This is a genomic window from Pseudomonas sp. BP11-1-1, from assembly GCF_052112105.1.
In the GTDB taxonomy this organism is placed as follows: Bacteria; Pseudomonadota; Gammaproteobacteria; order Pseudomonadales; family Pseudomonadaceae; genus Aquipseudomonas; species Aquipseudomonas alvandae.
Map to the genome: position 1 here is coordinate 20,304 of NZ_JAUTYU010000007.1, position 26,009 is coordinate 46,312.

Consider the following 26,009-nt stretch of genomic DNA (forward strand, 5'->3'; position numbering starts at 1 on the left):
ACCCTGAACATTGTGGGAGCGAGCTTGCTTGCGATAGCGGTCTGACATTCGATACTGATGTTGACTGACACACCGCCATCGCGAGCAAGCTCGCTCCCACAGGGGATTTGTGGTGGGCAGAAACTTGGAGGCGATCTCGAAATACTGTGGGAGCGAGCTTGCTCCGGGCGGCGATCCGACGAAGACGGCGGCACCTCCAGCATTGATGCAAGCTGAGCCACCGCTTTCGCGAGCAAGCCCGCTCCCACAAGGGATTGCAGTGAACAGATATCCGGTGCCGGATTCAGGGTTTGGGCGGCACCGGGTTGGCGTCGAAGGTATGTGGCGGCGCGACTTGCAGGGTGGTGACGGAGCCTTGTGCCGACAGCGAGTACGTCACTTTGGATATCAGCATGTCTCCGTCGAACCCCAGCACCGGATCGATCACTCGCACTAAGGCGTTATGCCGCCACAAGTCACCATTGGCCTGGCGCCAGCCCTGCACGCGGTAGGTGGTGGTCAACGCCTTGCCGCTGCGGATGGCGCTCTCCCAATTGGCCCGTTGCTGGGCCAGTTCGAAGGTCAATTGCGCGCTCTCGCTGATCACCGTCACCCGCTTGCGCTTGAAGCTCAAGTCGGTGGCGGTGCCGGAAACTTCACTGACCGCCACCCCGCTCTGCTGGTCGTTGCCCTTGTGCTGGCCGATGACCCGGTATTCGGAGAACACCTGGCTGTAGTCCATCGGTGCGCTGCCCGACAGGATGTTCTTGCCCAGCTCCAACACATCACTCGCCCGCCCACCGCTGCCGGGTTTAGCCAACAGCACGCGCCCGTGGGCATCGTCGGTGGAGAACACGCGGAACAACGTCAACAAACGATCGATGGACTGAAAGACCGTTTCCCCCGGCACGATGCTGTGTTCGCTCAGCCGCGCGGTTTCCGGGATCTCACTGACCACACCCACGCCATATTGCGCCGCCAGGGCCTGGACGATGCTCAGCAGCGTTTGTCCGCGCCATTGCGTCGGGCGGTTGATGGCCGCGCAGTCCACCAGGTCCTGGGTTTTGGAGCTGCCTTCGATGCTCAGGCTGATCTGCCGACCGTCGTAGCTGACCGGTGCCTTGAACACATAGCCGCTGAGAACCAGGTCGGCACCAATGCGCACTTGGCATTCATCCCCCGGACGGATCGGCACCGCCTGGGTCTGCCCCGGCCACTGCCACGTGATGTCGAGTTTGAAGGTGCGGAACTGGCGCTCCAGGTCCGAAGTGATTTCCACGCTTTTCCAGCCGCCGTAATCCAGCCCGCCGACGGTCAGCGAGACGGCATTGTCGAGCTCGTTCATGGCTTACTCCCCCGAGACTTTCAAATCGTTGGGCGGCAGGAAACCGGGATGGGCGACGCCGTTACGCTGGGTCACTTCCGTCACCCGTGTGGCATCGGCGAATTGCTGGTACGCCACCACCAGCGCCGGCAGGCTTTGCTTGAATGACAGGTTGATCAACCTCACGCCCGAAGACGCCACCGCCGTCAGGTGCGCAGCCATTTGCTGACGCAGATTGTTCATCGCCTGGTAGTGCTGCGGATCAGCCTTGAGGGAAGCCTGCCAGATCGCATCGTTGAGGGCGTCGCGCAGGGCCAGCACGTCGTCGGCGACCGGCACGTCCCGGCGCTGGACCGGTTGCACGGCCTGTTGCGCCACCGACGGCGTGGCGCCCAACTTGACTGCGGGCGCCGCCACCGGCATCGCCGCAATCCATTGCGCGACCTGCACCAACAGCGTGTCCTGGACCAGATCGGCTACGGCCTGGGCCGCCGCCGTGGTGTCCTTGCCGGTGGTGAGCTTGGGCGCGTCAGCCTTGCGAATGGCCTCCACCTGTTGCGACACGCTGGCAATCACGCCGCGGTAGCCGTCACGGGCGAAGTCCTTCAGTTCGCGGATGTCACCGAGCAGTCCCTTGAATTCGGCCGCCACTTCCTTGGGCAGCTCTTTCACCGCCTTGACCAGATCGCTGAGTTGCCGATAGGTCTCAATCAACGGCTTGAGCTCCTGCTCAATCACCCCGTAGATGTCCTTGAGGCTGTTGCGCAGGTCAGCGATGCCGATCCGTGCAGCCTTGATCAAGGTCATGGCGTCTTCGAAGCGCCGCACCGCCGAACCGAGGAAGCTGTCGGCCGAGACCAGCAGCAGTTTCTGGCTGTTGATCGTGGCCGACGGAAATTGCAGCGGTTGGTCGGGGTAGAACTTCAGGGCGAACGTCACCAGCCCGCCGTCCTGGCGGGTCTGGGTCATGTCGCACTCGCCGACCTTGACTTGCAGGCGGCCCAGCCACGGGTGCACCAGTTCGCCGCTGCCCTGCTCCAAGGCCTTGAGCAGTTTGTCGCGCTGCTCCAGGCAATCGGGGCCAACGATGAACGCGGTCAGCTCATGAATCTTCGCCTGCTGCCCAAGGCCCTCGAAAAAGGGCTGGTCGCGCTGTGGATATTCATGCAGTTGGCCTTTGTGGCCGACCGGGGTTTTCGCCTGGTCGACCCAGAACCCGACGCCACGAAACGACGCCGGCAACAAACGATCACGCCAGCTCATTGGAGCCTCCTGTGGAAAGTGAGCGATAGCCGATGCGCGAACTCACCGCCAGGGCCGGTTGATTGGTCTGGGGCGGATCGGCGCGCAGCCCGGCCGGCGCGTTTTCGAAACGCACGGTCAGGCCGCCTTCGAGTTGCGTGCGGTTGTTGGCGGCGCTCTGTTGCACCAGGTTGCTGGAGGTTTGCGGCAACGCTCCAGGCGCCAGCTCACCCTTGCCTTCGGCGTTGGTGACGCGCTGCGCCTCGGTCAATCCTTCGACCTTGGCGGTGAACGAGGTGATCATCTCGCCGAAGCCGCCGTTGAAAAACGCCTTGATCGGCGCGATCACCGTCTGCAGCTCGCTCCACCACTGGCTGAACCACTCGCCCACCGGCCCCCACTGCTTGGTCAGGCCTTCGATGGGCGACCAGTCGAACAGGCCGCTGAACACCGCCAGCATGATCGACACCTGGTTGCGGATGCCTTCCCAGATGCCGGCGAAGACCTCGCCGATCGTGCCCCAGTTAGCCATGATCAATCCCAGCGGCGTCCAGTCGAACAGGCCTTTGAGGGCGTCCATCACTGGCACGGTCAAGGCTTTGAGCAGATCCCAGATCGCCGCGAACAGCCCTGTCAGGGGCGTCCAGTTGGCAACGATCAAACCCAAGGGTGACCAGGCGAACAGCGTCTGCATGAAACCGATGACCGGCGTTGCCGCCGCCACGATCACATTCCAGAGCGCGCCGAAAAAGCTGCTGATCGGCCCCCAGTTGCTGATCACCTGCCCCATCGGGGTGTAGGCGAACATCGTCTTGAAGAACTCGACCATCGGCAACACGATCGGCGCGAGCCGTTGCCAGAGCCCGGCAAAGAATGCCGAGATCGGCGTCCAATGGGCGATGATCATCCCGGCCGCCAAGGCGATGCCCATGGCAATCAAGCTGATGGGGTTCATTTTCATCGCCAGGCTGACCACTTCCATGGCCTGGCTCGCACCGCTGACCGCGGTCTGCATCGCGTTGAACGCGACAACGCCCGTCGCCAGGCCCTGGACCAGTTGCGGATTGTCCTGCAGCACCTGGGCCACGCTGCTGATCATCGGCTGCAAACCGACCGCCACCGCGTTGACCGCAGGCCCCAGCGCCGAACCGAATTGCACCGACACGTTGCTGATGGAAGTCTTCAATCCATCCAGATTCTGTGCCGCTACACGAGGCGCTTCAGACGCCTGGACGGCATTGGCCGCCACGCTCGCTGCGCCCGCTTCGTCCTTGAAGGCCAGCGCCGACTTGAGCCCGTCCATGAACGGTTGGGCCAGGCCACCGCTGGGCAGCAGACCGGAGATATCCAGGCTGCCCAACCCCGTGGCATCAAGGTTCTGCTTGAAACCCGCGACCTTTGCACGAAGGCTCGCGAGCTTGGGTGACAGCTCGTCGATGCCCGTCAGCAGCACCGCTTTTTTCTCTACCTTTTCTGTGTCTGCCATCACTGCACCTGCTGCATCGCATTGATCCGTTGCGCGTGCTCCAACGATTCACGGAGCACGTCCAGTGGCCTGGCCATCATCTGTTCGGGGTCAACCTTCCAGAACCAGGCCAGGTCATAGGCGGCGGCGATCAGGTCGCCGATGGTTGCGACGCCGCACTCATGAAAAAACTCGCGACGGCCCAGCTCAAGGCATTGAGGTCAGCCAGGTCCAACTGGTTGACCGACGACGGCGGGATGCCGGCGCACACCGCGATGTATTTGGCCGCGACGTCCATGTCCAGGCTCACCTCCTCGCTCTTGTCGATCTTGTACGGCAGCGCCTTGATCGCCCGGACTTCCTGCACCGTCGGACGGCGCAGGGTAAGCTCGCTCAATGGCTCGCCGTGGGCCTCGATGGCCACGCGCAAGGTCACGACGTCAGTCATTGCCAGGTCCCCTTGATGCCTTCGAATTTCAGCTCGATGGTGGCGTCGTCGCCCTTGGAAACCGGCTCCTCCACCAGGTAGGCGCCGGCCAGCACGTAGACCTTGCCGTTGTTGAATTCGCAGGTGACGGTCATGTCCGTGCCGGCCACCAGTTGCTTGAGCGGGAAGTCCGCGGTGTGCAGCGCCGTCACCTTGAAGGACGGGGCAATGTCGGTTTCCTTGTAGAAACCCGGTACGACGGTTTCGCGTTTGGTGAACATCAGTGGCGCTTCGCAGCCGCCGTTGATGGTCAGTTGAGCGCCGTCCACTTTGACGTAGCAGGTGCCCGCAATCAGTTGACCCATGGTGTTTCTCCCTTCAAATAAAAAGCCCACGCGAGGTGGGCTGAATCAAGCAATTGAGCATCACTGTCAGGCAGCGGCGTCGTATTGCAGGCGGAATTGGTTGAGCAGCGCGAACACCCGCAGGCCGTTGATGTAGTCCGGCGGGAACAGCACGTTGACCCGGCTCGGATCCTGGCTGTCGCGCTCGACCACCAGGTGCTCGGCGAACAGCTCGGCGTTCTCCACATGGCCTTCCAGTTCGAGCTTGGCATACTGGGCGATCAGCTCGCCGCGGATCGTGCTCGGGGTCACGATGGGCTGGCCGGCGCCGAAACGGGTGCCGTCCGAGGCCAGTTTGTGGCGACCGTACTTGCTGGTGATCACGCTTTGCAGGCGGCGAACGATGAACGCCGACTGGTGCAGGGTTTCACTGTCCAGGTAGGAGTTGTCAGCCTGGCCGAAAGCGTTCTTCTGATACGTGGTGATGGAACGCTGGATGCGTACATAGCCACCTTCGTAGTACGCCGTGGCAATGCCGTAGTTGAGCAGCGACTGGCGCTCGGTCAGGGTGAAGCGTTCGCTGGCCGGTGCCGGGTCCAAGCCTGGCAGGCTGCCGCTCTGGGTCGGACGGCTGGCGTCGGCGGAGATGAACACCGCCGTGCGCGCAGCCAACGCAGCGGCCTGGACCCAGAACGGTTGCGGTACGCCCAGCTCCAGCGCCTGGATCGTCATGTGCTGGTCGTTGCGCGCCTGACCGGCGGCGACCAGGGTGCCGAGGGTGCCGCGCTTGGCACTGTAGACATGGCCGAATAACTGCTTGGCCCAGGACCAGCGACCGGTGCTGTCGTCCATGACCGCTTGCCAGGTGTTGAGGCTCGCTACATCGGACCAGGGCATGGCGATGAATTCAAAAGGCTCGTCGCCCAGGGCCGCGACGGCGGCGGTCTGGTCCGGTACACCGGCGCCGCCGGTCATCGCGGTGATGGCGGTGGTCAGCCCCGCCGGGGTGTCTTCGCCATTGCTCTTGCCCCGGCGATTGAATTGCAGGCTGATGTCATTGCCGCTGTCGCCGGTCCATTTGGCGCTGAGGGTCACAACACCTTCGGCGGCCGCAGCGGTCACCGGCAGGTCGGCGGCAGCGTTGATTTTCAATGCCAGCGCAGTGGCGGCCTGGGCTGCCGTGGCGCCGTTGACGATGGCGGCCTGGACGCGCACACCGCCGACGTACAGGTTGAGCAGGCCGCTTTCAGTCGCGGCGCCGGTGAAGGTCAGCACGCCCTTGGCGATGGAACCCTCGATATTGTGCAGCGGCAGGCACCAGATCTCACCGAGCGGGTCGGTCTTGCGCCAGGTCTCGTACATCGAGGCGAGCATCGAGCCCTGCCCGCCGATGCTCTTGGCCAGCGCGACGCTGGAAACCAGCACCAGCTTGCCGACCTCGGCCGGCGCAACGTTGTCGTTGACCTGGGCGACGATCAACCGGCGCATGGCCGACGACGCGCTATTGGCGGCCGAGTTGTCCATTTCGGCGTAGAACAGCGGAACACGAATGTCCGCAGGAATGTTGCTGAATCCGATCGCCATTATTTGGCTCCCTGTGGTTTTGCCGCTTTCACGGCTTTGGTAGTGATATCGCCATCGGCCAGACGTCGACGCCACCAGGCGTTGTCGGGCACTTCACGGCCCTCGAGGGGCAACAGGTCGCCCGCTTCCGGGTCCGGTACGGCACGGCCCGGGGCCGGCAGCACGGTGATGCGTTTGCTCATGGGGTTACGTCTCCAGAGAAAGTCAGTTCCACGCGCCCGTCGGGGCCGGGATGTTTCAGATTGGGGTCCGCCGGGTCGATGGCATCGACCCGCACGGTGGCCCCGGTAAAGGACGACAAGCCGTCCAGTTCACGCTCGTGCCAGCTTTCGGCAGGCTGGCTCGCCAGATTGCGGCCCAGCTGGAACTCGGCGGAAAAACGCAGCCGGTGCGAGACGCGGCTGCTGTTGATGGAAACCAGTTCGCTGCCGTCGTATTCGATGCCGCTGTACTCGGCGCCCGGCTTGAAACCCACCAGTGCACGCCACAGTTCGGCCCGCAGGTCGTGCAACAGATCCAGCGCTTTTGTCGCGTCAGTGGCGTCTAGCACCAGCACCACATCGAAACGGTCGCGTACCGCTTGCAGCGTGACGTTCTGTGCCGCGTTCTTGCTGGCGATGTCGGCGGTGGGCAGGACATAGGCGCAGGGGGGTTGCAGCGGGGCCTCGGCTTGCAGCGTGGCAAGATCGAAGCCTGCGGCCACGCGGAGGCCGAGCGTGGGGCATTGCTCACGCAACTGCGTGAGGATCGGGGTGATCTTCATGGAGGAATTCCAGTTGTAGAGAAGATGCAGTCGAGGAAGACCTGTGGGAGCGAGCTTGCTCGCGATTGCGGTGGGTCAGGCGGCAGAGATGTTGAATGTCACACCGCCATCGCGAGCAGGCTCGCTCCCACAGGAGGACTCGGTTGGGCGCAGGGATATGTGCAATGCTGAACAAAACTGTGGGAGCGAGCTTGCTCGCGAAAGCGGTGGGTCAGGCAGCATTGATGTTGGATGTGCTGGCGTCTTCGCGAGCAAGCCCGCTCCCACAGGGGGGTGGTGGGGTCAGGCCTTGGCATCCAGGCGGGTTGCATGAATCAAGCAGCGATAGCTTTTTTCCCGGTCGCCACTGGCGGTGACCTTGTCGATCGACCAGCGACCGCGCATGAAATCCGGCCAGGAGGGATCCAGCAATACGATGCCCTCGGCGGACAGCCCAGGGTTGCCAGGGCACTCGATGTCCACCTTGAGCGCTTCGCGCTCCATCCGGCGCACCTCTCCTTCAGCGGCGGCGCGGGCGTCGTCGGCGCTCTGGAAGCGCTGGCGCAGGGTCTTGAACGGCGCGATGCCGCTCTCCTCGACCTGCAGCTTGCCGGCCGCCGCATCCCACCAACGGGTCTTGCAGCCCTGGTACTTGGCTCGGGCGGTTTCATCAAACTTCGCCGAAATGAAGGCGTGGTCGCCTGGGCGATTGTTGGTCGTCACCGACAGTTTCATCTCGGGCAGAACCTTGCCCGACAGCGACTTCGCCTGGCCGCGCCGGGCCAGCACATACAGCTCGTTGACGGGTTTGGCGACCGCGTCATAACGGTGAGCCAGGCGCGTCAGAAACCCCATGTCGGTTTCGTTGGTCTGGTCGATGTGCTCGATTTTGATCAACGACAGGTCCGGCGCCACCCGGGGGGAAAACCCGTGCCGGGAAGTCAGCTGACGAAACAGCGCTCCCAGGGTCGTCGGGCCATGGCTGACGGATCGGCGTTGCTTGAACCCGGTCTGGTCCGCGGCACTGAACGGCGCCGCCATGGCCGCCAGCACGAGTTGCAGGGGAAACAGGAACGGTGTGCGCCGAGTGATGACGAACTCGCCTTTGTCCACCAGACCCGACTCCAGATAACCGACCCGCAGGCCAATCTTGCCGCCCAGGCTGGGCAACCCTTCCAGACCGTCCAGGCTGATGGTGAGCGTCAGCTGATCGGACTCGATCCCCGCCGCATCGACATGCTCCCATTTGAGCAGGCGTTCGTTGAGCAGCGCAGCGTTTGCGCCATAAATTTCCACCGCAGGCGTGAAACCCAATGACATGTCGCCTCCTTAATCCCAGGCCGAAACCGGAAGCGATGCCACCGGCTTGAGGTCCACTTCCGGCAGGACCACCCATACGCCCGCGGGCAATACCGGGCTCCATTCCGCCAACCCTGGATTGAGCAGCCAGAGCGCTTCTTCAACGGCGTCATCACACCGCCCAAGCTCGCGGTACAGCAACAGATTCACCGAGTCACCGGCGATACTTCGAACCCTACGCATTGGCGAACTCCGTCAAAACAACCACCCAGCCGACCACCATCGCCGTACCGTCATCAATGATCTCGGTCTGGGTTTCGGTGACATCATTGATTCGCCACCGGCCCCAGTTGCGGCCAATGCCATCGACCAACGGCAAAGGGATGCGCAGGGCTTGCAGCGCCCGCAACTCATCGAGGCGATCCATGGCGGTTGCGTACATCGATTTGCCGGTGATCGTCAGCCCTTGCAGGCCTTGGCCGACCTGGCTGGACTTGGGTTTGCCGGTGAGGATGTCGATGTTTTTCCAGCCACCGTCCGAGGTGTGCACCAGTTGGTGGTACGCAAAATTTCTCGACAGGCCAAAGATGAAACTGCCGAGGGCCATTTGTTGACGCATCACGTACCTCCGTCGGTCAGGGCCGCGTCACTGCGCATGGCGAGTGAGTTGGGCATGGTCATCAAGCCGAATTGGCCCGAGAGCTGCTGCACGACCAGGTTCGCCAGCTGACTTGCGCTGGCTTGGTCTTGGCCGTTGATGTAGATATTTGCGGTCATGGTGTTCTGCTGTTGGTTGGCCTGGGCGCTGGTCAATTCTTTCGTCACCGCCTCCGGAGCCTCGAGCCGATCGGAAGGAGACGCCAGTTGCTCACCCAGCCACGAACCGGCCATGCCGCCAACAAAACCGCCGATTGCGGTGCCGATTCCAGGCAGAAGGAACGACCCGATCGCCGCCCCAACGACCGTTCCGGTCATCTGGCCGACGGCACCTCCAACGGCCTTGTCATCGCCGTCGCGCAATCCTTTGTAGGCATCGTATCCGGCACTGACCACCATTAGCGGTGCCGCTGCTTTGCTGACCAGGGGTTGGGCCTTGGCCACGGCTCCCAACAAACGGCTCGCCGTACCGGCGGGCCTGGTCCTGGTCACGCGGGGCGCTCCTTTTTTGCCGCCCTTGCCCTTGCGGGTACCGTCATCAGCGTCGGCGATTACATCCCCCACGCTTTCTGGCAGGCGAGCGGCGGTCTGGTCCAGGACCTTTTTACCCACTCTCGAAAGCCCCTCCGACAACACAGCGTTGCCAAGCAGCGCCACTAGAGATGCGACGGCCGCAACGGCAAGCGCAACGCCCGCTGCGGCCTTCGGCGACGCTTCTGCCAGCGAACTCAAACCGCCCGTCACCGTGTCGAGGGAGGCCGTCAAACCGTCGTCCACCGGCATCAGCGCATTGCCAACCGCCGAGGACAGACGCGTCTGATTCGCCTGATGAGCGTTCCATCGTCCTTGTGAGGTCTGGCCAAGCGTTTCGGCGGTTTTGGCAACGGAGCCGTCGTACTTTGGCAACGCTCCGTCGGTGGTCCGTTCGGACACCAGCGCAAAGGCCTTTTGGGTGTCTTGCGGTTTTTTCAGCAGCTCAAGAATCGCGGTGTTATCGCCAAACAGAACCTTGGTCAGCGACTGCTGCTCGTCGGCAGGTTTTTTCTTCAGTGCTTCAAGCACCAGGGTGATGGTTCCCGATGCGTCCGTACGCAGACCGTCGGCCACCATCGCCGGATTGAACCTGGGGTCCAGCTCGGTCCAGGCCTGACGCTGCTGCGGTGAGGCTGCATTCCCCTTGGCCAACACCGTGGTGAACACTTTCAAAGCCTCACCGGCGCCAGCCTTGTCCACGCCGCTGTTCAGGAACGCCGCCGCGAGGGCCGCCACCTGCTCCGGGGTCATTCCCGCGCCGCTACCAGCCTCGCCACCACGTTGCATGACCGAGCCAATGTCGGCCGCTTTGACATTCAGGCCACTGTTACCCAAGTGGTTGGTCGCATCCGCCAGGCTCAGGCTTTGTCCCCGGTCCAGCTCCATCGCCGTGCGCCAGGCCAACAACATCTCGCTGGCAGCCTTGACATCAAGACCGAACGCCGACGCCATGACCGCGCTGTCGCGAGTAAAATTCAGCAACTCGTCCTGTTTCTTGGCTGGGTCGAGGCCACTCCCGATACCTGCTTTCGCCGCTGCCAATTCGACCTGCGCCAGCTGCACCGCTGTCGCCCCGCTGGGTGCCACCTGTTTTTCGCTGGCCATCTTCAGGTTGGCGATCGCCATGCCGGAGAGCTGATCCTTGCTCAGTTTCGCCACCAGATTGAGCTCAACCATCGCCAACTCCAAGGCTATGGAAGACTTGCGTCGATCAGGCGGTGCGCTTTGTTCAACCTCGGCCTTTAGCTTGGATTTCGGCTCGCTGCTGGACGCCGCCGCCGAACCATTTGCCTTGAGCAGCGATTGCTGCTGTGACAGGGCAACGTTCAGCAATGTCAGCGTTTCTCGCAACTTGACCTGTTCCGACACCAGCAGGCGGATGTCGAGACTGGCCGTGGTCAATGCCAGGTTCAGCCCCGACGTTTCCAATACGCCGCCAATGCTCGCCGCGCCGGACAGCGAAAACGTGTTGTCTGCCATCCTGTTCTACTCCTGTTTCACGCCAAGGCGAGTGATCGCGATGTCGTATCGGCGCAAGGCCTTGCCGGCGTCCCACTCCAGGATTTCCGCTTCACTTACCGAGTAAATGAGCGGCACCACATCGAGGATCACTTCGATGTCGCGCTCCGAAAGAAGTCCGCCGGTTTGTTTAAAAAATCGTCGATGCGTACCTGCAGCTGGGTCCAGTCGGGCACAGTCAGGTGATCGAGGTCGGGGATCATCAGGCCAGTGCAATGGGCGGTGATGAACTCGGCGCGTTCCTTGGCCGTCTTCAGTTTTTTCATCGCCTTGGTGGCACGCAGCACAGGCATTTCCAAGGTCAGCGAGGTCAGGCTGCGGCCCGCCACCTCGAGCGGTTGCAGCAGCGGCACCTCGTCGGGATCGGCCTGCGTGTCATTCAGAAAATACGAAACTGGGCGCGTGGACATTTCGTGCACGTATTGCGCAATGCTCACGTAGTCCGGGCGTTTGAGCTGGTCCAGCTCCTTGGCCGACAGGCCGGTGGCCAGCTTGGCCAATTCGAAGAACTGCTCGTCTTCGTCATCGCCAGCGCGGGCCAGGGCGTCCTTTTGCGCGGCGTAGTACAGCGGCTTGAGTTGCAACCGCTCGATCTGCGAGCCGTCGTCACCGGTGATCGGCGATAGCAGCTCATGGGTAGGAGGCATCCAGGACATGAAATCAATTCCTTGGTGAATCAAAGCACAACCTGTGGGAGCGAGCTTGCTCGCGATGACGGCGGTGCGTTCAGCATCGAGGTGTCTGACACTCCGCTATCGCGAGCAAGCTCGCTCCCACAGGGATTGCATCTAGCCGGCTGGCAAATGCTTAAGGCAGCAACACCGCACGACGGGCATCGCCAAGAATGTCGACGCCGTTGAGCACGAACTTCTGGGTGCGCACGTCGATGTCGATCACCGGGACGCCGTTTTCCAGGCGGTTGTAGGTGCGGCAGGACAGCTCGAGGGTCGTGGTGGGCTTCTCGTTCATCTTCAACGCGGCTTCGTCGAGGGATTTCAACTTGCCGCCCACCGTGTGGTAGGTGAACCAGGTGTTGCCGTCCTGATCCTGGCCCGCTTCACGCACGTTCAGCAGAATGTCGTCGCCGACGCTCACGCCCAGGGCCAACATGATTTCCGGCCCGACGCCTTGCAGCACCAGCTTGGCCGTCAGCACCTTGCCGCCCTTGGCCATTTCCTCGCCGATGAAGCGGCCGCCACGCATCTCTTCCATTTCGAATTCGATCTTCGGCGGCGTGAATTCTTCCACGGTCGCCGACAGTGGCAGGCCTTGCAGGGTGGCCGCGATGGCCTGTCTTACGCGGTTGGTAAACATTAGAGAACGTCCTCCAGGAACTGCTCGATGATTTCATCGCGGGCATTGAGTTGATAAATCATGTGTTCGTTCGGCGCGTAGCGGCCGTAGTCGATGACCACGTACCAGGTGCCGTTCTTGTACTTCTCGACGCTGTTAAGTTCCGGATGCAGGTACACGCTGCCGCCAGGGATGGTTTCGTCGGCGACCAGGGTTTGCAGCCAGTCGTTGATGCGCTTGACCTCCTGGTCCATGAACGACTTGGTCAGGTTCTTGGCCATGGCTTTCTGGCCGGCCTTCACCAGCTTGCGGCTGATGGCATCTTCCAGGCCGACGTAGCTGATGAACTTGCCGGTGATGGAGCGGTTGCCCAGCAGCGAGAAGCCGCCGAGGATGGTGCGGGCGTAGTAGCTGACGCCGTAGCGGTTGAGCAGATCGCCTTCGGTGGAGGTGTCGAGGATGTTGTATTCGACGGTGCGCGAAACGTCTTCGGCGAAGGTCACCTGGTTGCCCGGGCTCTCCCACTGCTTGACCTTGGCGAGCGCGGCAATGGCTAGGCTCGACGGGGCCAGAAAGACGTTTTTCTTCGCGGCCTTGGAATACACCGCCGGCATGTTGTGCACCACCAGGCAACGGTCGAAACCGAGGTCGGCGCCGCCCAGTTCCTGGCTATAGGTCACTTGATCAGCGACCGAGGCGTCCTTGCCATCCAGCACCACACGGGCCTTGATGCGCTTGCCGAACGACGCGAACTCTCCGGCCACGGCCTTGGTGCCGGTGAAGCCCGGCGCGCCGATGATGGTCAGGTCTTCCGCCACGCCACTCAATGCGGCCAGGCCCAACTTGCGCCCGGTCTGTGCCTCGATGCCGCCGATCACATTGTTCTGCGTGTCGGCCAGAGTCGCGCCTTCTTCGACGATGACCACATAGACCGGCACCTTGACCACTTTGAGAATCTGGTAGACCGCGTGGAACAACGTCCCCGCCTCGGCACCGGTCGGGTCCAACTGGGCCTGGGTGGTGAAACTGTTGATGCGGAACGGAGTGTTTTTCGGAATCAGCGGGTTGGCATTCGGCGCGGTGCCGACCAGCCCGATGACGTTGTCACCCAGGCCACCCATGGCCTCCGGGGATTCAGTGGCATTGACGGTGATGCCGTTGTGCTCGAAGTTCAAAACCTCAGCCATGGTTATTCAGCCTTTTTGGTGGTGGCCTTTAGGGCCTTGGTGATTGGGGTAGCTTGCGTGTCAGCAGCCGGCTCCTGCGTATTCAGGACGCTGGTCAGTTCGAGGCGACCGGCACTGCGCAGAGCGCTGGCCTCGACATCCAACAGGCCCAATGTCTGGCCGACGCTCGACCAATGGCCGCCGCCGGTAGGAAATGGCAGTAGCACGGTGTATTGCTTACGAATGGGCATCTACGGTCCCCCCAGATGCGAAAACACAAAAGCCCCATAGAGGGGCTCAATGCGGGCGAAAAAAAACCGCTCTCGCGGTCGTGGTTTACTTGACGAAATCTGGCAACACGGGCCAGAGCAGCCTGGACGGCTCCGCGTCCGTTTCGGGGATGTCTCGCAAGGCCTGGCGATAAGCCTTGATCTCGGCAAGCTGGGTTCCTGTTGCGGGGAAGTCTGGTAATTGAGTGAAATCCGTGTCTCGCAACAGTTGATTACGGCGCGTGCGAATGGCGGCCCACTCGATTTCAGGCGATGGTACGGCAAGTGGAATTTCGGGTATGTCATTGTTGGACAGATCAGACATGTTCGTTCCTTAGCTGAAAACAACGGTTTCGGCCAGCGACAACCTGGTGACCAAATCCCCAAGGTTGAACAACCGACCATTGCCCACACGCATGGTGTCAATGCGCACGGTGGTGTAATAAATGTTTGGAATGAGAATGCGCATGACAATATTGCCGTTTGTATCGACATAGACAGAAGGGGTCATGTTTCCAAACGTCGAAGCGTTTTGCAGAACTCGAGTGGGCTGATAGCAATACCCCACCAACGTTTCGTCGATTATTTTGGCTGTGCCGTAGCTGTACCCCTTGATGTTGAACCAGAACATCTCCGAATGAACATTGATGTTAAGCGGCACTTTGAAATGCATGTACACGTTGGCGCTGGCGCCCAGGTTGGTGGAGACGAAATCACCTTGCGCCGTTGCACCATAGACGCCGCCAGTCCCGTAGACGTGTCCCTGCAAAACGTTGCGACGAATCGTGCCCAGGGCGCTTGGATCCCCTTCTACATCCTTCTGGCTTCGCCATTCGTTGAACTGCGTCAACGCCGTGGCCATGGTCGTATTGATAGTGCCAATTTTTCCATTGACCGTCGTGGTCAAGTTGTTGGCCGCTGATACCAGCGACGCGATAGTGGTTTCCAGACTCACATTCAGACTCCTTGTGCTATTTGATTATTTAGCTTCGAGCGCCATCACTCGAAACATCAGACCAACGTGCCGCGCCATGTTGTCGATATTGGCGGTAGCCAATGTGGCGATTTCTTCACTTAATAGAATGTTCAGGTTGTCGGACCCGACCACCACCGTGACGCTTTGCGCAGGCAACGGTGAAATATCCAGCGTGAACTTTTGCAATACTCGCGCGGCAGCGGCTTTGTAGGTCAGCAGCTTTCCAGCCACCGAATACACCGCCAACAGCGTGCCCGTGGAAAGATAGAAACCGAACTCGCCAATTTCATATTCATCCGGCCCTTCAAACAGAGCAGCCATTCGCAGTTGCCCTGGATCCAAGTCTTCGTAATCCACGATTGGCACACGTTGTCTTTCATTACGAAGCGCCGTTTCCGATCCATTGGGATCGTAGCGGGCGGTGCCGGCCCCGATGTGAGTGATCTCACCTTTCAAGCCTTGGTTTTTCGCCTGTAACACTTCGGCCAGGCCGGCGGAAGTGAAGCGAACCAAGCGCGTAATGTCTTCTGTCATGGCTGCGCCCTGAGGTCGTAATCGTTGATGGTGTAGGGTTGGAAAAAGCCGGTGCTGATAAGCCGTATATCTAGGTCAATGGATGGCAACGCTCCGTCTAGAAACAGCTCCCCTTCGCTAATGGCCGCGTCTCCGGCTGCCGCCAGCATCAAACTGCCCTTCGTGTGATGTACAAAGGTGATGGTGGCCTGGTCGCGTTCGCTCTTGGCGGCATCGATTCGCCGTATCAAGCGATTGTGATCGCCGCTCGACCAGTTGCGGCCGATGACCGCTTGCACATCAAAGGTGTAGGGATGAGCAAGAGGCTGTTGCTCATACCAGGCAGTGACCTGAGGCGTGAAACCCATAGACTCGACGGCATGATTCAGCGCCTGACGCGTGCCGGCCCGCCGCTGGATCTGCCAGGACAACGAAACGGTCAAGCGTTTTTCCGGTTCATTGGCCTCCGCGTCCCATTCGCCGACCCCTCTATCCGCCGCCAGATACGGCAGGAACGCCAAAGGCGTTTCCTGCGGATTCATCAACTCCGGAAACGGCGGATCGATGCGCTCCAGCAATTGGGCAAACCCAAGATCCAGCGCCCGTTCCAACGGTGAGCTGTTGACCGGCAGCAGGCCCGGGCGAGGTGTGTCGTCACTCATAACGTGTCCACCTCAACCTCGACGCCCGTGCAGTACGGGGCCTGGGAAGCACTCGTCACAATCGGCGCAAGCGGTTCGAGAATCTGCAGCTGAACCGCGCCGGCGCTGTGCAGCGTGTAGTCGATCCAGCTCGGGTCCACGCGACCTTCCAGGCGATGGCAAGCCTCGGCGTATTCCTGCAGTTGCTGCTGGGCGGCAACCTGGGTCAGGCCCGAGTCCGGCCCGGGATTGATTTTTGCCACGACGCGGATCTTGTAGTTCTTGATCTGCGCGGGTTGGACGATGACCCGGTCGGTCTCCGGCCGTACATCCGGCCGGGCGAAATGCTCGCGGACGCGGTCGAGCAACGTTTCGGATGGCGTTCCATCGCCGTCGCGGGACAACACCGTGACCGTGACTTCGCCGGGCGCGGTGCGGCGTCCGTTGCCGTCCTTGATCTGCCCGGCGTAGCTGTCCGGGTCGAAGGTGTACGTGACCGTCACCACACCCGCCGAGGCGTTCTCGACTTTCACCACGGGACGTTGCCCCAGGGTGAAAATCTCCCGCCGATATTGCATGCGCGAACCCGCCGCCGGAGCGTGGGGCGCCAGGTAATAGCGCAGCCGCGCATCGTCATCGCTCTCGTAGACCGGGGCGATGGGCGGGAACGCGGCCGGGTCGCCCGGGTCGAGCAACTGGCGTTCGAGCCCCATGTCCGCGAGGCGAGCGTCGAGGTTGGTGCCGGTGGCCCACCACGCCAACATCTGCTTGATGCGGGCGTTGTATTTGCGTTCGTGGGTTTGCAGCCGGACGCAGAACGCCTCGAGGGCCAGGGTCAGCAGTTCGCTTTCGTTCTCGAGGCTGTCCACCAGCTTGGCGGCGCTGGCGGGAGAGCGTGCGGCGACGTACTCGACCACGAAGGTCTTGAACTCGGCGAGCAAATCCTCGAACGCGTCGACGGTGACGATGGCCGGTTCGGCCAGTTGGTTCTGGCCAGGAATCAGCATGCTCATGTCACCACCTCGAACGTCTGCTTGCGGTTTTTCCAGGTGCCGGCGAAACGCAACAGCAAGCCGGCGCCTTGTCGATTGGCGACGATGACCTGCGGCTCGAAATCATCGATGCCGTTATGGGGGTTGTAGAACGCTTGGGCCGCGTGGCTCTGGGCGAGGATCAGCAGGTCGTCGCCGAGGTTCTGCCCGAGCAACTCGGTCAATGCGCAGCCATACAACGGACGCTTCTGGCGAGTGCCTAACGGCGTCGTAAGTGCGCGGGTGGCGCGCTGCACAAATTGCAGCCAGTCGTCGACCGTCGCGCCGGTGTTGCGATCGATTCCAATCATGGGAAATCCTTTATGCGGTACTGATGACGCGCCCCTGGTGATCCACCACCGGGCCGCTCAGGTGCACACCGGCGGCATCGAGGCGAATGCCGACGGCGCCCAGTTTTAGTTCGATGGTTTGCGGCGTCATCACCAGGCTTGATGGGCCAATGCTCAACCGGAGGGATTCGCGGGAACCGCTGAACGCCGCCGGGCCGTTCTGCCAGTGCAGGACATGGCTGGCGTGGTCGTAGCCGTTTTCCGTGCCGTCCTGATAGAGGCGACGCGTCAGCGAAGCCTGGGTCGAGACGGGCGGAAACTGACCGCCGTTAAGGCCGAACAAGGCGACCGCTTGGCCACCGCCGTCGCCGCCGCCATGGTTCAGCAACAGGCATTGCTCGCCCACGGACGGAATCCGCGACTCGCTCTGGGCGCCGGCGCTCGGGTTGAAGAAGCGGATCGCCGGCGTCAGCAGCCCGCCATGGCTGACTTTGCAGGTATTGCTGGCCGCGTCGACTTCCTGGCAAATGCCGATGCGGCAGAAACTCTCCGCACGTCGATGCAAGTCTTCCAATTCGGTTTCCATCTGCGCCAGACGTTCGATGATCGGCCCCAGATGCATCCGTAACAGCGCATCAAACATGGCTCATCCCTCGAGTGCGGTGTATTGGTCCGGGTCGTCGATGTTCGAAACTTCCCAGGTGCGGGCAAACTTCGCAATACCGAGCGGGTCATCCAACAGCGTCGGCCCGAGGTACAGGGTCTGGCTGAAGGAAAGGGTCCAGGCGGTGTATTGCCGCGCCGGGTGGATGAACGTGGACGGGAGGCTATCGAGCTCCGTCGGCAGATCGCATTGATCGCCGGACAGCCCCCAGCGGTTATCCATGACCAGATGCTTCAGCTCTGCGGCCAAGTCGCAGGCGTCCCATCCTGGAACGGCCATGACCACTTGCAGGGAAACCGTCAGGACATGGGCGATACGCCCGTCGTTGGCACGCTGGCCGGGGGCATCGCGCTCAATGGCGATCAGCACCCAGGGTTGATCGTCGGTGCCGTCGAACTCCTGGGGACTGCCGACTTTCAAGGCGGGATAAATGGCGCGCAGCGTCTGGGCAATGGCGAAGAACAGTTGCGATGGTTTTTCGAGGACGGCAGGCATCAAGGCCTCCTTTATTCATGGCGGCACGAAGATCACCAGCAAGGGATCAATGTGGGTCGGAACGGGAATCGCGCGGCGGCAGTTCACTCACGCCCATCCGCTTGGCGGCCCAGCGTTCGTAAAGCCCGATGGCCACATCCGCGCCGGCCATGGCCGTCAGGCAACCGAAGGCGCCCGCAGCCCAGATCGACAGGCCCATGGCGTACAACAGCATGATCGCCGAGACGCCACAGATCATGCAGGCACCGGAACGCAGCGCCAGGCGACGCAGCAGCGACCAACCACGGGCGCCCTCTTTATCGGCACGCCACATCTCGCCAGTCACCCCGCCCACCAGGGCGAGCACGATGACCAGCCAGATCGGCATGTCCAGCAACGCTTGTTGCTCGTTTGTCATGTCAGGCTTCCTGGGGGTGAGTGATGAGCGTTTGGGGCGGGGGGCATTGGAGACGGGCGACGCTCTACAGTCGCTCAACGATGACGTTGTCGATGAAAGCGAAGTTGACGTAAGGATTCTGTTCGTTGGAGAAGGCCAAAGTCGTTTGAGCCGAAGTGGCCGTGAAGTCATACGTGATGGTGCTCCACTCCACGGCGGTACCTTTCGCTGATGGCGTGTTGAAGGTGACACTCTGCCCCGCCACCTTGACCTGGATGGTGCCGTCGCCGGAGCGGCTGGCGTAGCGCGAATTACCCGCGCTGAAGGTCAAGCGGTACTTGGCGCCGACTGCGGTGGCGAAGTTCTGCTGAATGCCACCGCCGTTGCTATAGACATAGTTAGCCAAGTCGACAATTACGACACCATCCGCCGCCACAGAACCGCCGATCGAGGCCGGCATATTGAAGTACTCGGCTCCAGACAGAAACGTCGTCCAACCCGTAATGAAGTTGGCTTTCGCCGGAGTATTCAATATGCAACTTGCGCTGCAGCCCGGCTGTTCGAAGCTACCGTTGACCAGAAGGTTGGCGGCGCTGGCGTTGCTCCCGACACCGAGCAGCGCAATGGACAGCAACAGCGGCGCGGTATATTTCTTGAAACGATTCATGATTCACCTCTTGAGTTATCGATTGATCGCGCGGTTGATCAACAGCGCTCATCTCGCTCGACGGCGTTCACTCGAGGCTCAACGGCCTTCACATGATTCAACGTCCCGCACCGGGAACACTTGATCTGGAGTTCGGTGTTCTCGCCCACGCGGGCCAGAAGTCTTTTGCAGTGACCGCATCTGAAATCCTTCAGCATCGAAAGCCCTCCCATTGGCGGCGGTTTGAAGCACCTCGCGGCACAGGCATTCCAAAAAGCCCGGTCGCCCAGGCTTTTCAGTAATGCGCTTGATCTTTCGGCGCGACTGGCGCGGTACGGATCCATTCAAATTGTTCCTCCGGCCGCGGTCCCTGCCCGCCGGATAACTGCTTCTGGTGCTTTACGCTGCACACCCGGGTCAGTTGCCAACCCTCTGAACCGTTAAGGCCGGTTCATCGCTGCCTGTTGGTGGAACTAAAGAGCTTTGTTGCCAGCCGCTTTGTCGAGCGGCTTGGACACAGAGTATGCATGGATGCATATACAGTCAATGCGCAAATGCATTTATTTGTGCGCAACAAATGCGAAAATGCATGAAAGCCTTGTGGGCACGGTGGTTTCGGGTTTTCAGGAGGCGAAAAAAAACCCGCACGACGGCGGGTTTTATCTGACAGCGGAAGGTTAGCGGGCGTACATGCCCCACCAGAAGACGTGACCGAGGATGACGATCTGCTCGTCCTGCATTTCCTGGAAGGTGTAGTCCTCGTCCGGATGCTCATCGCGGTTGAAGCTGCGCAGGCGAATGCCGGTGGGCAGGCGGTAAAGCTGCTTCACCCGCAGTTGGCCGTTGTGATTGATGGCGTAGAGGTCACCGTCGACGATGTCGCCGATCCCGCATTTACCGGCATTCACCCCAACCGTGGCGCCGTCGCGCAGCACTGGCAACATGCTGTTGCCGCGCACCGTCACGCATTTGGCCTGGTCGAACTGCACGCCGTTGTGGCGCAGGCTGCGCTTGCCGAAACGCAGGCTGGAGCGCTCGCTTTCCTCGATGACGAATCTTCCTGATCCAGCAGCCAATTCAACCTCACGCAGAAAAGGAACGGACACCTCGTCTTCCTCGACGGGCGTGTCGTCGTCCCAAAGGCTTATGTCCTTGAGTTCAGAATGCGGCTCGTCGCGGCGGCTGTTGCCGGCGGGCGCAACATCGGCGCGCCCGCGCAACTGGTCGGTGCTCACTGCGAAATATTCGGCGATCTTCGAGATGTGTTTATCCGAAGGGTCGACGATCTTGCCGCTGAGGATCCGCGAGAGGGTGGACTGAGGCACGCCGGTACGCCGGTGAAGCTCCGTGGGGGAGATCCCGTGCTGATCGAGCAATGCTCTTAATACGGTAGAAACGTTGCGTTTTTGCATAACGCGCATAATGCTTGTTCTTTTCGCGGAAGACAAATGCTGATTTGCATAAATCGTTAATACACCTCACGAAGCTTGGTTAGATGCATTTGTGGCGAGGGAGCTTGCTCCCGCTGGGCTGCGCAGCAGACCCTTTTTTTATGAGCGCTTCGCACTCAAGCGGGAGCAAGCTCCCTCGCCACGGAATTCGTCCTACAAACCTTTGGGAAAAGCTTCATAGCCGTCCTTCAGATGCGCAACACAAGGCTACGTCAACTTGCGCCTCTGCCTACAACTACGCCAGAATCCGCCGGCTTGTGCGCCTTGGATCCCATCGGTACTTTTGATCTCGTCACTGCCTATCAGTGATCGGGTTTAGTCGCTCGGTATTCCAAGGTGCTCATTGCTCCCTTCAGTCAGGTATCCCTACTCCTGCATTTGATGGTAGCTGTGCGCAGGGCGCCCTCGGGCGCGCCGGTTCCTTGGATCCCCGGTCGACTAACCTGCGTACAGCTGCCGCCCCCTCGTTTAGTCGCGAGTGAGTGGTGGCTCAACCTCAAGGATCCATAGAATGCCGAAGCACACACCGAATCCCCCTAACGAACACGTCTCCCGCACCCAATCGGCCAACGCCAAGAAACTCGACGACGCGGCCACCCGCGCCCTGGACTACTACCTCAAGCCGAAAACCGACAAAGAAACCTCAGAATCACTCGATACACTCTATGTCATCGCTCCCAACATCGACGCCGAATGCCTGCTCGCCAACCTCAGCGAAACCCTAGCCTCGGCCAACGCCATGGTCAGTGACCTGGCATTCGACCTGAAGGGCTCGCGACGGAATATCTTGCTGGGGGTTCAACAGATGATCGAGCTGAGCCAGTTATTGGCGAATCGGGCGTTGGATGTCGTTGAGGTGAGGTAAACAGGTCCCGTTAAGCAGAAACAAAAATGGCCGTATGTATAGCCATAGTGTTCACTTAAGAAAACGAAGAGCTTGTTGGGGGAGTTCGCTCCGCTGGGCTTGGGAGCCCTCCTTTTTTGTGTGCACTCCGCACTCAAGCAGAAGCAGGCTCCCTCGCCACCGCTTCACCGACTTCCATCATGGACAGCTCTGGACACTAATAGGTCGCTTGAGTCCGGGTCAAACACAGGAATATTAAAAAGGATTTGATTAATGACGGAGGATGCCAACACTCGCAATCAGGACGTGGCTTTAGCAGATCGAACCGTTTATGAAGACGCATTGCACTTCGCGCTTAAGCTAGAGTATCAAGGTGATGTCCATGTAGATCTGTTGCTCAAACATATCGACAATTCGGGACGACTTTACAAGGCTGGTGTCGATAAGATTGACTACCATATCCCTGAGCAACACACGCGGGCGGACCTAGAGGCCATGCTCGGAGCACCATCAGGAGGGCACGTATGATTTCGATCAAGCTTGGCTTGTCCAAAGGAACCAAGAGCACCTTCGCCGATTTTATTCGTAACGCGAAATCGGACCAAAAGAAGCGTGTCTATAGCGAGGTTTTGACGGAGGCTACCAAGCAGCAAAACCTAGTCATGATGCAGGCCGAGGCGAAACGAGCCTGATGCCAAGACTGAAACGAAGCCCGACCATGTGTCGGGCTTTTTGTTGCCTGGTTTCATACCTCAAGCATATTTCTGCGCCGCATGTAGAAGCGATATCGGAAGGCAGAAGCCCAGCTTCACCAACATCGAAGCACTCATCCCTGGGTAGCACCAGACCGCCCATGTTAACCTTGCGCCCATCGCGGAAAAGCCGGGCCAATGCCCCTCCTTTTGCCTACACCCTTCAACGAGCTTTGCCTGACACCCATGAATACAGCCGTGAACGACCTGTCCTCCCACACCCCCATGATGCAACAGTATTGGCGGTTGAAGAACCAGCACCCCGATCAGCTGATGTTCTACCGCATGGGCGACTTCTACGAAATCTTCTACGAGGATGCAAAGAAGGCCGCCAAGCTGTTGGACATCACCCTGACGGCGCGTGGGCAGTCGGCGGGCATGGCGATTCCGATGTGTGGGATTCCTTACCACGCAGCGGAAGGTTACCTGGCGAAACTGGTCAAGCTTGGCGAGTCCGTGGTGATCTGCGAACAAGTCGGCGACCCGGCCACCAGCAAAGGCCCAGTGGAACGCCAAGTCGTGCGGATCATCACCCCGGGTACGGTCAGTGACGAAGCCTTGCTGGACGAGCGCCGGGACAACCTCATTGCCGCGGTCTTGGGCGACGAGCGGCTGTTTGGCCTGGCCGTGCTGGACATCACCAGCGGCAATTTCTCGGTGCTGGAAATCAAGGGCTGGGAAAACCTGCTGGCGGAGCTGGAGCGGGTCAACCCGGTGGAGCTGTTGATTCCTGATGATTGGCCCAAGGACCTGCCGGCGGAAAAACGCCGTGGCGTACGTCGTCGGGCGCCGTGGGATTTCGAGCGCGACTCGGCGCTGAAAAGTCTTTGCCAGCAGTTTTCCACCCAGGATCTGAAGGGTTTTGGTTGCGAGAACCTGACCCTGGCCATCGGCGCGGCCGGTTGCCTGCTGGCCTACGCCAAGGAAACCCAGCGCACCGCCCTGCCCCACTTGCGCAGCCTGCGTCACGAACGCCTGGATGACACGGTGGTGCTGGACGGCGCAAGCCGACGCAACCTGGAGCTGGACACCAACCTGGCCGGCGGCCGCGACAACACCTTGCAATCAGTGGTCGATCGCTGCCAGACCGCCATGGGCAGCCGCCTGCTGACCCGCTGGTTGAACCGTCCGCTGCGGGACCTGACAGTACTGACAGCGCGCCAGTCCTCCATTACCTGCCTGCTGGACCGTTATCGCTTCGAACAATTGCAACCGCAGCTCAAGGAAATCGGCGACATCGAGCGAATCTTGGCGCGCATCGGCCTGCGCAACGCCCGTCCTCGTGACCTGGCGCGCCTGCGCGATGCCCTCGGTGCGTTGCCCGAACTGCAAGTCGCAATGACCGAGCTCGAAGCGCCGCACCTGCAACAACTGGCGCGCACCACCAGCACCTACCCGGAGCTGGCCGCGCTGCTGGAAAAAGCCATTATCGACAACCCGCCCGCGGTGATCCGTGACGGTGGCGTGCTGAAAACCGGCTACGACGCCGAGCTCGACGAGTTGCAATCGCTGAGCGAGAACGCCGGCCAGTTCCTGATCGACCTCGAAGCCCGGGAAAAAGCCCGTACCGGCCTGGCCAACCTCAAGGTCGGCTACAACCGCATCCACGGTTACTTCATCGAACTGCCGAGCAAGCAGGCCGAACAGGCCCCAGCCGACTACATTCGCCGCCAGACCCTCAAGGGTGCCGAGCGTTTCATCACGCCGGAGCTCAAGGCGTTCGAAGACAAGGCGCTGTCGGCCAAGAGCCGCGCCCTGGCCCGGGAAAAGATGCTCTACGAAGCACTACTTGAAGACCTGATCAGCCAACTGCCGCCGTTGCAGGACACCGCCGCCGCCCTGGCGGAACTGGACGTGCTGAGCAACCTGGCCGAACGCGCGCTCAACCTGGACCTCAATTGCCCGCGCTTCGTCAGCGAGCCGTGCATGCGCATCAGCCAGGGTCGTCACCCGGTGGTCGAGCAAGTCTTGACAACGCCGTTCGTGGCCAACGACCTGAGCCTGGACGACAATACGCGCATGCTGGTGATCACCGGTCCGAACATGGGCGGTAAATCCACCTACATGCGCCAGACCGCGTTGATCGTGCTGCTGGCCCACATCGGCAGCTTTGTGCCCGCGGCCAGCTGCGAATTGTCGTTGGTAGACCGCATCTTCACCCGGATCGGCTCCAGTGATGACTTGGCCGGTGGTCGTTCGACGTTCATGGTGGAAATGAGTGAAACCGCGAACATCCTGCACAACGCCACCGAGCGCAGCCTGGTGCTGATGGACGAAGTCGGTCGCGGCACCAGCACCTTCGACGGCTTGTCCCTGGCTTGGGCTGCGGCAGAACGTCTCGCCCAGTTGCGGGCCTACACGCTGTTCGCCACGCACTACTTCGAATTGACGGTGCTGCCGGAGAGCCAACCGCTGGTGGCCAACGTTCACCTCAACGCCACCGAGCACAACGAACGCATTGTGTTCCTGCACCACGTGCTGCCCGGCCCGGCGAGCCAGAGCTACGGACTGGCGGTGGCGCAGCTGGCCGGTGTGCCAAGCGACGTCATCACCCGTGCCCGCGAGCACCTGAGCCGCCTGGAAACCACCAGCCTGCCCCACGAAGCACCGCGCCCGACCAAAGGCAAACCGGCCGCGCCGCAGCAAAGCGACCTGTTCGCCAGCCTGCCGCATCCGGTGCTCGATGAACTGGCCAAGCTCGATCTGGATGACCTGACACCACGCCGTGCACTCGAATTGCTTTATACATTGAAGACACGGATCTAACACACAGGCTTTCAAGCTGTTAGAATCGCGCGCGGTTTGGGATGCTGCTGCCTATTAGCCTGGGTTTGCAGACTATCGCTCCCAAACCCCGCGACCCCACCGTGAAGGGGCTTCGCCGCAGCCGCCTGAGGAGAAATTAGAAATGACCTTCGTCGTCACCGACAACTGCATCAAGTGCAAGTACACCGACTGCGTAGAAGTGTGTCCGGTGGACTGCTTTTACGAAGGGCCGAATTTCCTGGTCATTCACCCGGACGAGTGCATCGACTGCGCGCTGTGTGAACCGGAATGCCCGGCGACTGCCATTTTCTCGGAAGACGAAGTGCCGGCCGGCATGGAGATCTTCATCGAGCTAAACGCTGAACTGGCGGAGATCTGGCCGAACATCACCGAGAAGAAAGACGCCCTGCCGGACGCCGAAGAGTGGGATGGCAAGACTGGCAAGATCGCGGACCTCGAGCGCTAATCTTTCCGGCGTCACCAAAAGGCCCCTCGCGGGCCTTTTTGCTGCCTGGATCCAAATCGCAGGCATAAAAAAGGGGCGGTTTGACCCGCCCACATTTTTTCCCTAATCCCTTTAATCCTTTTCATCGTCCTGATGAATCGCGTCCTGCGATGTCCTTCCGTTCCCATCGTCCTTGACGGGTGTGTCTGTCCGTCGACACAGGACTGATATTAGTGTTTTCCGAGGCGAGTGCAACGCGGCTGATACAGGTGGCTG

34 protein-coding genes are annotated in these 26,009 nt (G+C 60.9%); 6 read left to right on the forward strand and 28 right to left on the reverse strand.

Annotation, left to right across the window (positions count from 1 at the left end):
* Positions 1–283: 283 nt before the first annotated feature.
* The 12 genes from Q7C33_RS15860 to Q7C33_RS15915 form a co-directional block, all read right to left on the reverse strand.
* Positions 284–1,324, reverse strand: a complete 1,041-nt coding sequence (locus Q7C33_RS15860; RefSeq protein WP_407683756.1) for a phage baseplate assembly protein — start codon at positions 1,322–1,324, stop codon at positions 284–286.
* A 3-nt stretch (positions 1,325–1,327) separates the two neighbouring features.
* The gene (locus Q7C33_RS15865; RefSeq protein WP_217860218.1) at positions 1,328–2,566 is read right to left on the reverse strand and encodes a DNA circularization protein; all 1,239 of its coding nucleotides are present in this window, start codon (positions 2,564–2,566) and stop codon (positions 1,328–1,330) included.
* Complete coding sequence (locus Q7C33_RS15870) at positions 2,553–4,031, reverse strand: phage tail protein (RefSeq protein WP_407683757.1); 1,479 nt, start codon at positions 4,029–4,031, stop codon at positions 2,553–2,555. The genes Q7C33_RS15865 and Q7C33_RS15870 overlap by 14 nt, the downstream gene beginning before the upstream one ends.
* A gap of 130 nt (positions 4,032–4,161) precedes the next feature.
* Entirely contained in the window at positions 4,162–4,458 is a 297-nt protein-coding gene (locus tag Q7C33_RS15875) for a phage tail assembly protein (RefSeq protein ID WP_045155211.1), read from the reverse strand.
* Positions 4,455–4,802, reverse strand: a complete 348-nt coding sequence (locus tag Q7C33_RS15880) for a phage tail tube protein (RefSeq protein WP_003198314.1) — start codon at positions 4,800–4,802, stop codon at positions 4,455–4,457. The genes Q7C33_RS15875 and Q7C33_RS15880 overlap by 4 nt, the downstream gene beginning before the upstream one ends.
* Positions 4,803–4,868: 66 nt before the next feature.
* A complete protein-coding gene (locus Q7C33_RS15885) occupies positions 4,869–6,365 on the reverse strand; it encodes a phage tail sheath subtilisin-like domain-containing protein (protein WP_407683758.1) in 1,497 nt (498 codons plus the stop codon).
* Positions 6,365–6,547: a DUF2635 domain-containing protein gene (locus Q7C33_RS15890; RefSeq protein WP_003198311.1), complete on the reverse strand. Its 183-nt coding sequence runs from the start codon at positions 6,545–6,547 to the stop codon at positions 6,365–6,367. Before Q7C33_RS15890 ends, Q7C33_RS15885 begins: the two co-directional genes overlap by 1 nt.
* A complete protein-coding gene (locus Q7C33_RS15895; RefSeq protein ID WP_407683759.1) occupies positions 6,544–7,128 on the reverse strand; it encodes a phage tail terminator protein in 585 nt (194 codons plus the stop codon). The genes Q7C33_RS15890 and Q7C33_RS15895 overlap by 4 nt, the downstream gene beginning before the upstream one ends.
* Positions 7,129–7,410: 282 nt before the next feature.
* Entirely contained in the window at positions 7,411–8,427 is a 1,017-nt protein-coding gene (locus Q7C33_RS15900) for a phage late control D family protein (protein ID WP_407683760.1), read from the reverse strand.
* 9 nt (positions 8,428–8,436) lie between these two features.
* Positions 8,437–8,649, reverse strand: coding sequence for a tail protein X (locus Q7C33_RS15905; RefSeq protein ID WP_198796364.1), 213 nt, complete (start codon positions 8,647–8,649; stop codon positions 8,437–8,439).
* Positions 8,642–9,025 carry a phage tail protein gene (locus Q7C33_RS15910; RefSeq protein WP_030139446.1) on the reverse strand — a complete coding sequence of 128 codons (384 nt, stop codon included), beginning with the start codon at positions 9,023–9,025 and terminating at the stop codon, positions 8,642–8,644. The genes Q7C33_RS15905 and Q7C33_RS15910 overlap by 8 nt, the downstream gene beginning before the upstream one ends.
* Positions 9,025–10,998 (reverse strand): phage tail tape measure protein, encoded by a 1,974-nt coding sequence (locus tag Q7C33_RS15915; protein WP_407683761.1) that lies wholly within the window; start codon positions 10,996–10,998, stop codon positions 9,025–9,027. The genes Q7C33_RS15910 and Q7C33_RS15915 overlap by 1 nt, the downstream gene beginning before the upstream one ends.
* Between Q7C33_RS15915 and Q7C33_RS15920 the strand changes: the two genes are divergently transcribed.
* The gene (locus Q7C33_RS15920) at positions 10,991–11,182 is read left to right on the forward strand and encodes a hypothetical protein (protein ID WP_334598833.1); all 192 of its coding nucleotides are present in this window, start codon (positions 10,991–10,993) and stop codon (positions 11,180–11,182) included. The genes Q7C33_RS15915 and Q7C33_RS15920 overlap by 8 nt on opposite strands.
* A 22-nt stretch (positions 11,183–11,204) precedes the next feature.
* Here Q7C33_RS15920 and Q7C33_RS15925 read toward each other — a convergent pair whose 3' ends face one another.
* From Q7C33_RS15925 to Q7C33_RS16000, 16 genes are all read right to left on the reverse strand, one after another.
* Entirely contained in the window at positions 11,205–11,771 is a 567-nt protein-coding gene (locus tag Q7C33_RS15925; RefSeq protein WP_217860224.1) for a phage tail assembly protein, read from the reverse strand.
* 151 nt (positions 11,772–11,922) lie between these two features.
* Positions 11,923–12,429: a phage major tail tube protein gene (locus tag Q7C33_RS15930; protein ID WP_030139449.1), complete on the reverse strand. Its 507-nt coding sequence runs from the start codon at positions 12,427–12,429 to the stop codon at positions 11,923–11,925.
* Positions 12,429–13,595: a tail protein gene (locus Q7C33_RS15935; protein ID WP_039594427.1), complete on the reverse strand. Its 1,167-nt coding sequence runs from the start codon at positions 13,593–13,595 to the stop codon at positions 12,429–12,431. The genes Q7C33_RS15930 and Q7C33_RS15935 overlap by 1 nt, the downstream gene beginning before the upstream one ends.
* Before the next feature lie 2 nt (positions 13,596–13,597).
* Positions 13,598–13,825: a hypothetical protein gene (locus Q7C33_RS15940; RefSeq protein WP_198796361.1), complete on the reverse strand. Its 228-nt coding sequence runs from the start codon at positions 13,823–13,825 to the stop codon at positions 13,598–13,600.
* Positions 13,826–13,910: 85 nt separating this feature from the next.
* Entirely contained in the window at positions 13,911–14,168 is a 258-nt protein-coding gene (locus Q7C33_RS15945; RefSeq protein WP_198796360.1) for a tail fiber assembly protein, read from the reverse strand.
* 9 nt (positions 14,169–14,177) lie between these two features.
* On the reverse strand, positions 14,178–14,798 hold the full coding sequence (locus Q7C33_RS15950) for a hypothetical protein (protein WP_198796359.1): 621 nt from the start codon (positions 14,796–14,798) through the stop codon (positions 14,178–14,180).
* 24 nt (positions 14,799–14,822) lie between these two features.
* On the reverse strand, positions 14,823–15,353 hold the full coding sequence (locus Q7C33_RS15955) for a hypothetical protein (protein ID WP_198796358.1): 531 nt from the start codon (positions 15,351–15,353) through the stop codon (positions 14,823–14,825).
* Positions 15,350–15,994 (reverse strand): phage tail protein I, encoded by a 645-nt coding sequence (locus Q7C33_RS15960; protein ID WP_407683762.1) that lies wholly within the window; start codon positions 15,992–15,994, stop codon positions 15,350–15,352. Before Q7C33_RS15960 ends, Q7C33_RS15955 begins: the two co-directional genes overlap by 4 nt.
* Complete coding sequence (locus Q7C33_RS15965) at positions 15,991–16,986, reverse strand: baseplate J/gp47 family protein (protein ID WP_030139455.1); 996 nt, start codon at positions 16,984–16,986, stop codon at positions 15,991–15,993. Before Q7C33_RS15965 ends, Q7C33_RS15960 begins: the two co-directional genes overlap by 4 nt.
* Complete coding sequence (locus Q7C33_RS15970) at positions 16,983–17,315, reverse strand: phage baseplate protein (protein WP_030139456.1); 333 nt, start codon at positions 17,313–17,315, stop codon at positions 16,983–16,985. The genes Q7C33_RS15965 and Q7C33_RS15970 overlap by 4 nt, the downstream gene beginning before the upstream one ends.
* A 10-nt stretch (positions 17,316–17,325) precedes the next feature.
* Positions 17,326–17,937, reverse strand: a complete 612-nt coding sequence (locus Q7C33_RS15975) for a phage baseplate assembly protein V (RefSeq protein WP_030139457.1) — start codon at positions 17,935–17,937, stop codon at positions 17,326–17,328.
* Between the two features lie 3 nt (positions 17,938–17,940).
* Positions 17,941–18,453: a hypothetical protein gene (locus Q7C33_RS15980; protein WP_030139458.1), complete on the reverse strand. Its 513-nt coding sequence runs from the start codon at positions 18,451–18,453 to the stop codon at positions 17,941–17,943.
* Positions 18,454–18,499: 46 nt separating this feature from the next.
* Complete coding sequence (locus tag Q7C33_RS15985) at positions 18,500–18,850, reverse strand: phage holin family protein (protein WP_030139459.1); 351 nt, start codon at positions 18,848–18,850, stop codon at positions 18,500–18,502.
* 64 nt (positions 18,851–18,914) lie between these two features.
* A complete protein-coding gene (locus tag Q7C33_RS15990; RefSeq protein ID WP_217860230.1) occupies positions 18,915–19,496 on the reverse strand; it encodes a DUF642 domain-containing protein in 582 nt (193 codons plus the stop codon).
* Positions 19,497–19,534: 38 nt separating this feature from the next.
* Positions 19,535–19,693: a Com family DNA-binding transcriptional regulator gene (locus tag Q7C33_RS15995; protein WP_217862089.1), complete on the reverse strand. Its 159-nt coding sequence runs from the start codon at positions 19,691–19,693 to the stop codon at positions 19,535–19,537.
* Between the two features lie 459 nt (positions 19,694–20,152).
* Positions 20,153–20,887: a LexA family transcriptional regulator gene (locus Q7C33_RS16000; RefSeq protein WP_217862091.1), complete on the reverse strand. Its 735-nt coding sequence runs from the start codon at positions 20,885–20,887 to the stop codon at positions 20,153–20,155.
* A gap of 550 nt (positions 20,888–21,437) precedes the next feature.
* On the opposite strand from Q7C33_RS16000, the gene Q7C33_RS16005 reads away from it, so the two are divergent.
* The 5 genes from Q7C33_RS16005 to fdxA all read left to right on the forward strand — a co-directional run bounded on the left by Q7C33_RS16005 (position 21,438) and on the right by fdxA (position 25,754).
* Positions 21,438–21,791 carry a DUF6124 family protein gene (locus Q7C33_RS16005; protein ID WP_407683763.1) on the forward strand — a complete coding sequence of 118 codons (354 nt, stop codon included), beginning with the start codon at positions 21,438–21,440 and terminating at the stop codon, positions 21,789–21,791.
* A gap of 252 nt (positions 21,792–22,043) precedes the next feature.
* A complete protein-coding gene (locus Q7C33_RS16010; protein ID WP_407683764.1) occupies positions 22,044–22,298 on the forward strand; it encodes a hypothetical protein in 255 nt (84 codons plus the stop codon).
* Positions 22,295–22,462 carry a hypothetical protein gene (locus tag Q7C33_RS16015; RefSeq protein ID WP_186611217.1) on the forward strand — a complete coding sequence of 56 codons (168 nt, stop codon included), beginning with the start codon at positions 22,295–22,297 and terminating at the stop codon, positions 22,460–22,462. Before Q7C33_RS16010 ends, Q7C33_RS16015 begins: the two co-directional genes overlap by 4 nt.
* Positions 22,463–22,720: 258 nt before the next feature.
* On the forward strand, positions 22,721–25,288 hold the full coding sequence (gene mutS / locus Q7C33_RS16020; RefSeq protein ID WP_407683765.1) for a DNA mismatch repair protein MutS: 2,568 nt from the start codon (positions 22,721–22,723) through the stop codon (positions 25,286–25,288).
* Positions 25,289–25,430: 142 nt separating this feature from the next.
* Complete coding sequence (fdxA, locus tag Q7C33_RS16025) at positions 25,431–25,754, forward strand: ferredoxin FdxA (RefSeq protein ID WP_407683766.1); 324 nt, start codon at positions 25,431–25,433, stop codon at positions 25,752–25,754.
* Positions 25,755–26,009: the final 255 nt, after the last annotated feature.

What these genes read in the sequence shown, in the direction of transcription:
- Q7C33_RS15985 (WP_030139459.1), bottom strand. Translation starts at nt 18,850, where the DNA reads ATGACAAACGAGCAACAAGCGTTGCTGGACATGCCGATCTGGCTGGTC.
- Q7C33_RS15905 (WP_198796364.1), bottom strand. Translation starts at nt 8,649, where the DNA reads ATGCGTAGGGTTCGAAGTATCGCCGGTGACTCGGTGAATCTGTTGCTG.
- Q7C33_RS15980 (WP_030139458.1), bottom strand. Translation starts at nt 18,453, where the DNA reads ATGCCTGCCGTCCTCGAAAAACCATCGCAACTGTTCTTCGCCATTGCC.
- Q7C33_RS15870 (WP_407683757.1), bottom strand. Translation starts at nt 4,031, where the DNA reads ATGGCAGACACAGAAAAGGTAGAGAAAAAAGCGGTGCTGCTGACGGGC.
- Q7C33_RS15880 (WP_003198314.1), bottom strand. Translation starts at nt 4,802, where the DNA reads ATGGGTCAACTGATTGCGGGCACCTGCTACGTCAAAGTGGACGGCGCT.
- Q7C33_RS15965 (WP_030139455.1), bottom strand. Translation starts at nt 16,986, where the DNA reads ATGAGCATGCTGATTCCTGGCCAGAACCAACTGGCCGAACCGGCCATC.
- Q7C33_RS15895 (WP_407683759.1), bottom strand. Translation starts at nt 7,128, where the DNA reads ATGAAGATCACCCCGATCCTCACGCAGTTGCGTGAGCAATGCCCCACG.
- Q7C33_RS15875 (WP_045155211.1), bottom strand. Translation starts at nt 4,458, where the DNA reads ATGACTGACGTCGTGACCTTGCGCGTGGCCATCGAGGCCCACGGCGAG.
- Q7C33_RS15955 (WP_198796358.1), bottom strand. Translation starts at nt 15,353, where the DNA reads ATGACAGAAGACATTACGCGCTTGGTTCGCTTCACTTCCGCCGGCCTG.
- Q7C33_RS16015 (WP_186611217.1), top strand. Translation starts at nt 22,295, where the DNA reads ATGATTTCGATCAAGCTTGGCTTGTCCAAAGGAACCAAGAGCACCTTC.
- Q7C33_RS16005 (WP_407683763.1), top strand. Translation starts at nt 21,438, where the DNA reads ATGCCGAAGCACACACCGAATCCCCCTAACGAACACGTCTCCCGCACC.
- Q7C33_RS15935 (WP_039594427.1), bottom strand. Translation starts at nt 13,595, where the DNA reads ATGGCTGAGGTTTTGAACTTCGAGCACAACGGCATCACCGTCAATGCC.
- Q7C33_RS15910 (WP_030139446.1), bottom strand. Translation starts at nt 9,025, where the DNA reads ATGCGTCAACAAATGGCCCTCGGCAGTTTCATCTTTGGCCTGTCGAGA.
- Q7C33_RS15940 (WP_198796361.1), bottom strand. Translation starts at nt 13,825, where the DNA reads ATGCCCATTCGTAAGCAATACACCGTGCTACTGCCATTTCCTACCGGC.
- Q7C33_RS15865 (WP_217860218.1), bottom strand. Translation starts at nt 2,566, where the DNA reads ATGAGCTGGCGTGATCGTTTGTTGCCGGCGTCGTTTCGTGGCGTCGGG.
- Q7C33_RS15930 (WP_030139449.1), bottom strand. Translation starts at nt 12,429, where the DNA reads ATGTTTACCAACCGCGTAAGACAGGCCATCGCGGCCACCCTGCAAGGC.
- Q7C33_RS16010 (WP_407683764.1), top strand. Translation starts at nt 22,044, where the DNA reads ATGACGGAGGATGCCAACACTCGCAATCAGGACGTGGCTTTAGCAGAT.
- Q7C33_RS16000 (WP_217862091.1), bottom strand. Translation starts at nt 20,887, where the DNA reads ATGCAAAAACGCAACGTTTCTACCGTATTAAGAGCATTGCTCGATCAG.
- Q7C33_RS15900 (WP_407683760.1), bottom strand. Translation starts at nt 8,427, where the DNA reads ATGTCATTGGGTTTCACGCCTGCGGTGGAAATTTATGGCGCAAACGCT.
- Q7C33_RS15995 (WP_217862089.1), bottom strand. Translation starts at nt 19,693, where the DNA reads ATGCTGAAGGATTTCAGATGCGGTCACTGCAAAAGACTTCTGGCCCGC.
- fdxA (WP_407683766.1), top strand. Translation starts at nt 25,431, where the DNA reads ATGACCTTCGTCGTCACCGACAACTGCATCAAGTGCAAGTACACCGAC.
- Q7C33_RS15975 (WP_030139457.1), bottom strand. Translation starts at nt 17,937, where the DNA reads ATGTTTGATGCGCTGTTACGGATGCATCTGGGGCCGATCATCGAACGT.
- Q7C33_RS15990 (WP_217860230.1), bottom strand. Translation starts at nt 19,496, where the DNA reads ATGAATCGTTTCAAGAAATATACCGCGCCGCTGTTGCTGTCCATTGCG.
- Q7C33_RS15925 (WP_217860224.1), bottom strand. Translation starts at nt 11,771, where the DNA reads ATGTCCTGGATGCCTCCTACCCATGAGCTGCTATCGCCGATCACCGGT.
- Q7C33_RS15890 (WP_003198311.1), bottom strand. Translation starts at nt 6,547, where the DNA reads ATGAGCAAACGCATCACCGTGCTGCCGGCCCCGGGCCGTGCCGTACCG.
- Q7C33_RS15860 (WP_407683756.1), bottom strand. Translation starts at nt 1,324, where the DNA reads ATGAACGAGCTCGACAATGCCGTCTCGCTGACCGTCGGCGGGCTGGAT.
- Q7C33_RS15970 (WP_030139456.1), bottom strand. Translation starts at nt 17,315, where the DNA reads ATGATTGGAATCGATCGCAACACCGGCGCGACGGTCGACGACTGGCTG.
- Q7C33_RS15885 (WP_407683758.1), bottom strand. Translation starts at nt 6,365, where the DNA reads ATGGCGATCGGATTCAGCAACATTCCTGCGGACATTCGTGTTCCGCTG.
- Q7C33_RS15960 (WP_407683762.1), bottom strand. Translation starts at nt 15,994, where the DNA reads ATGAGTGACGACACACCTCGCCCGGGCCTGCTGCCGGTCAACAGCTCA.
- Q7C33_RS15945 (WP_198796360.1), bottom strand. Translation starts at nt 14,168, where the DNA reads ATGTCTGATCTGTCCAACAATGACATACCCGAAATTCCACTTGCCGTA.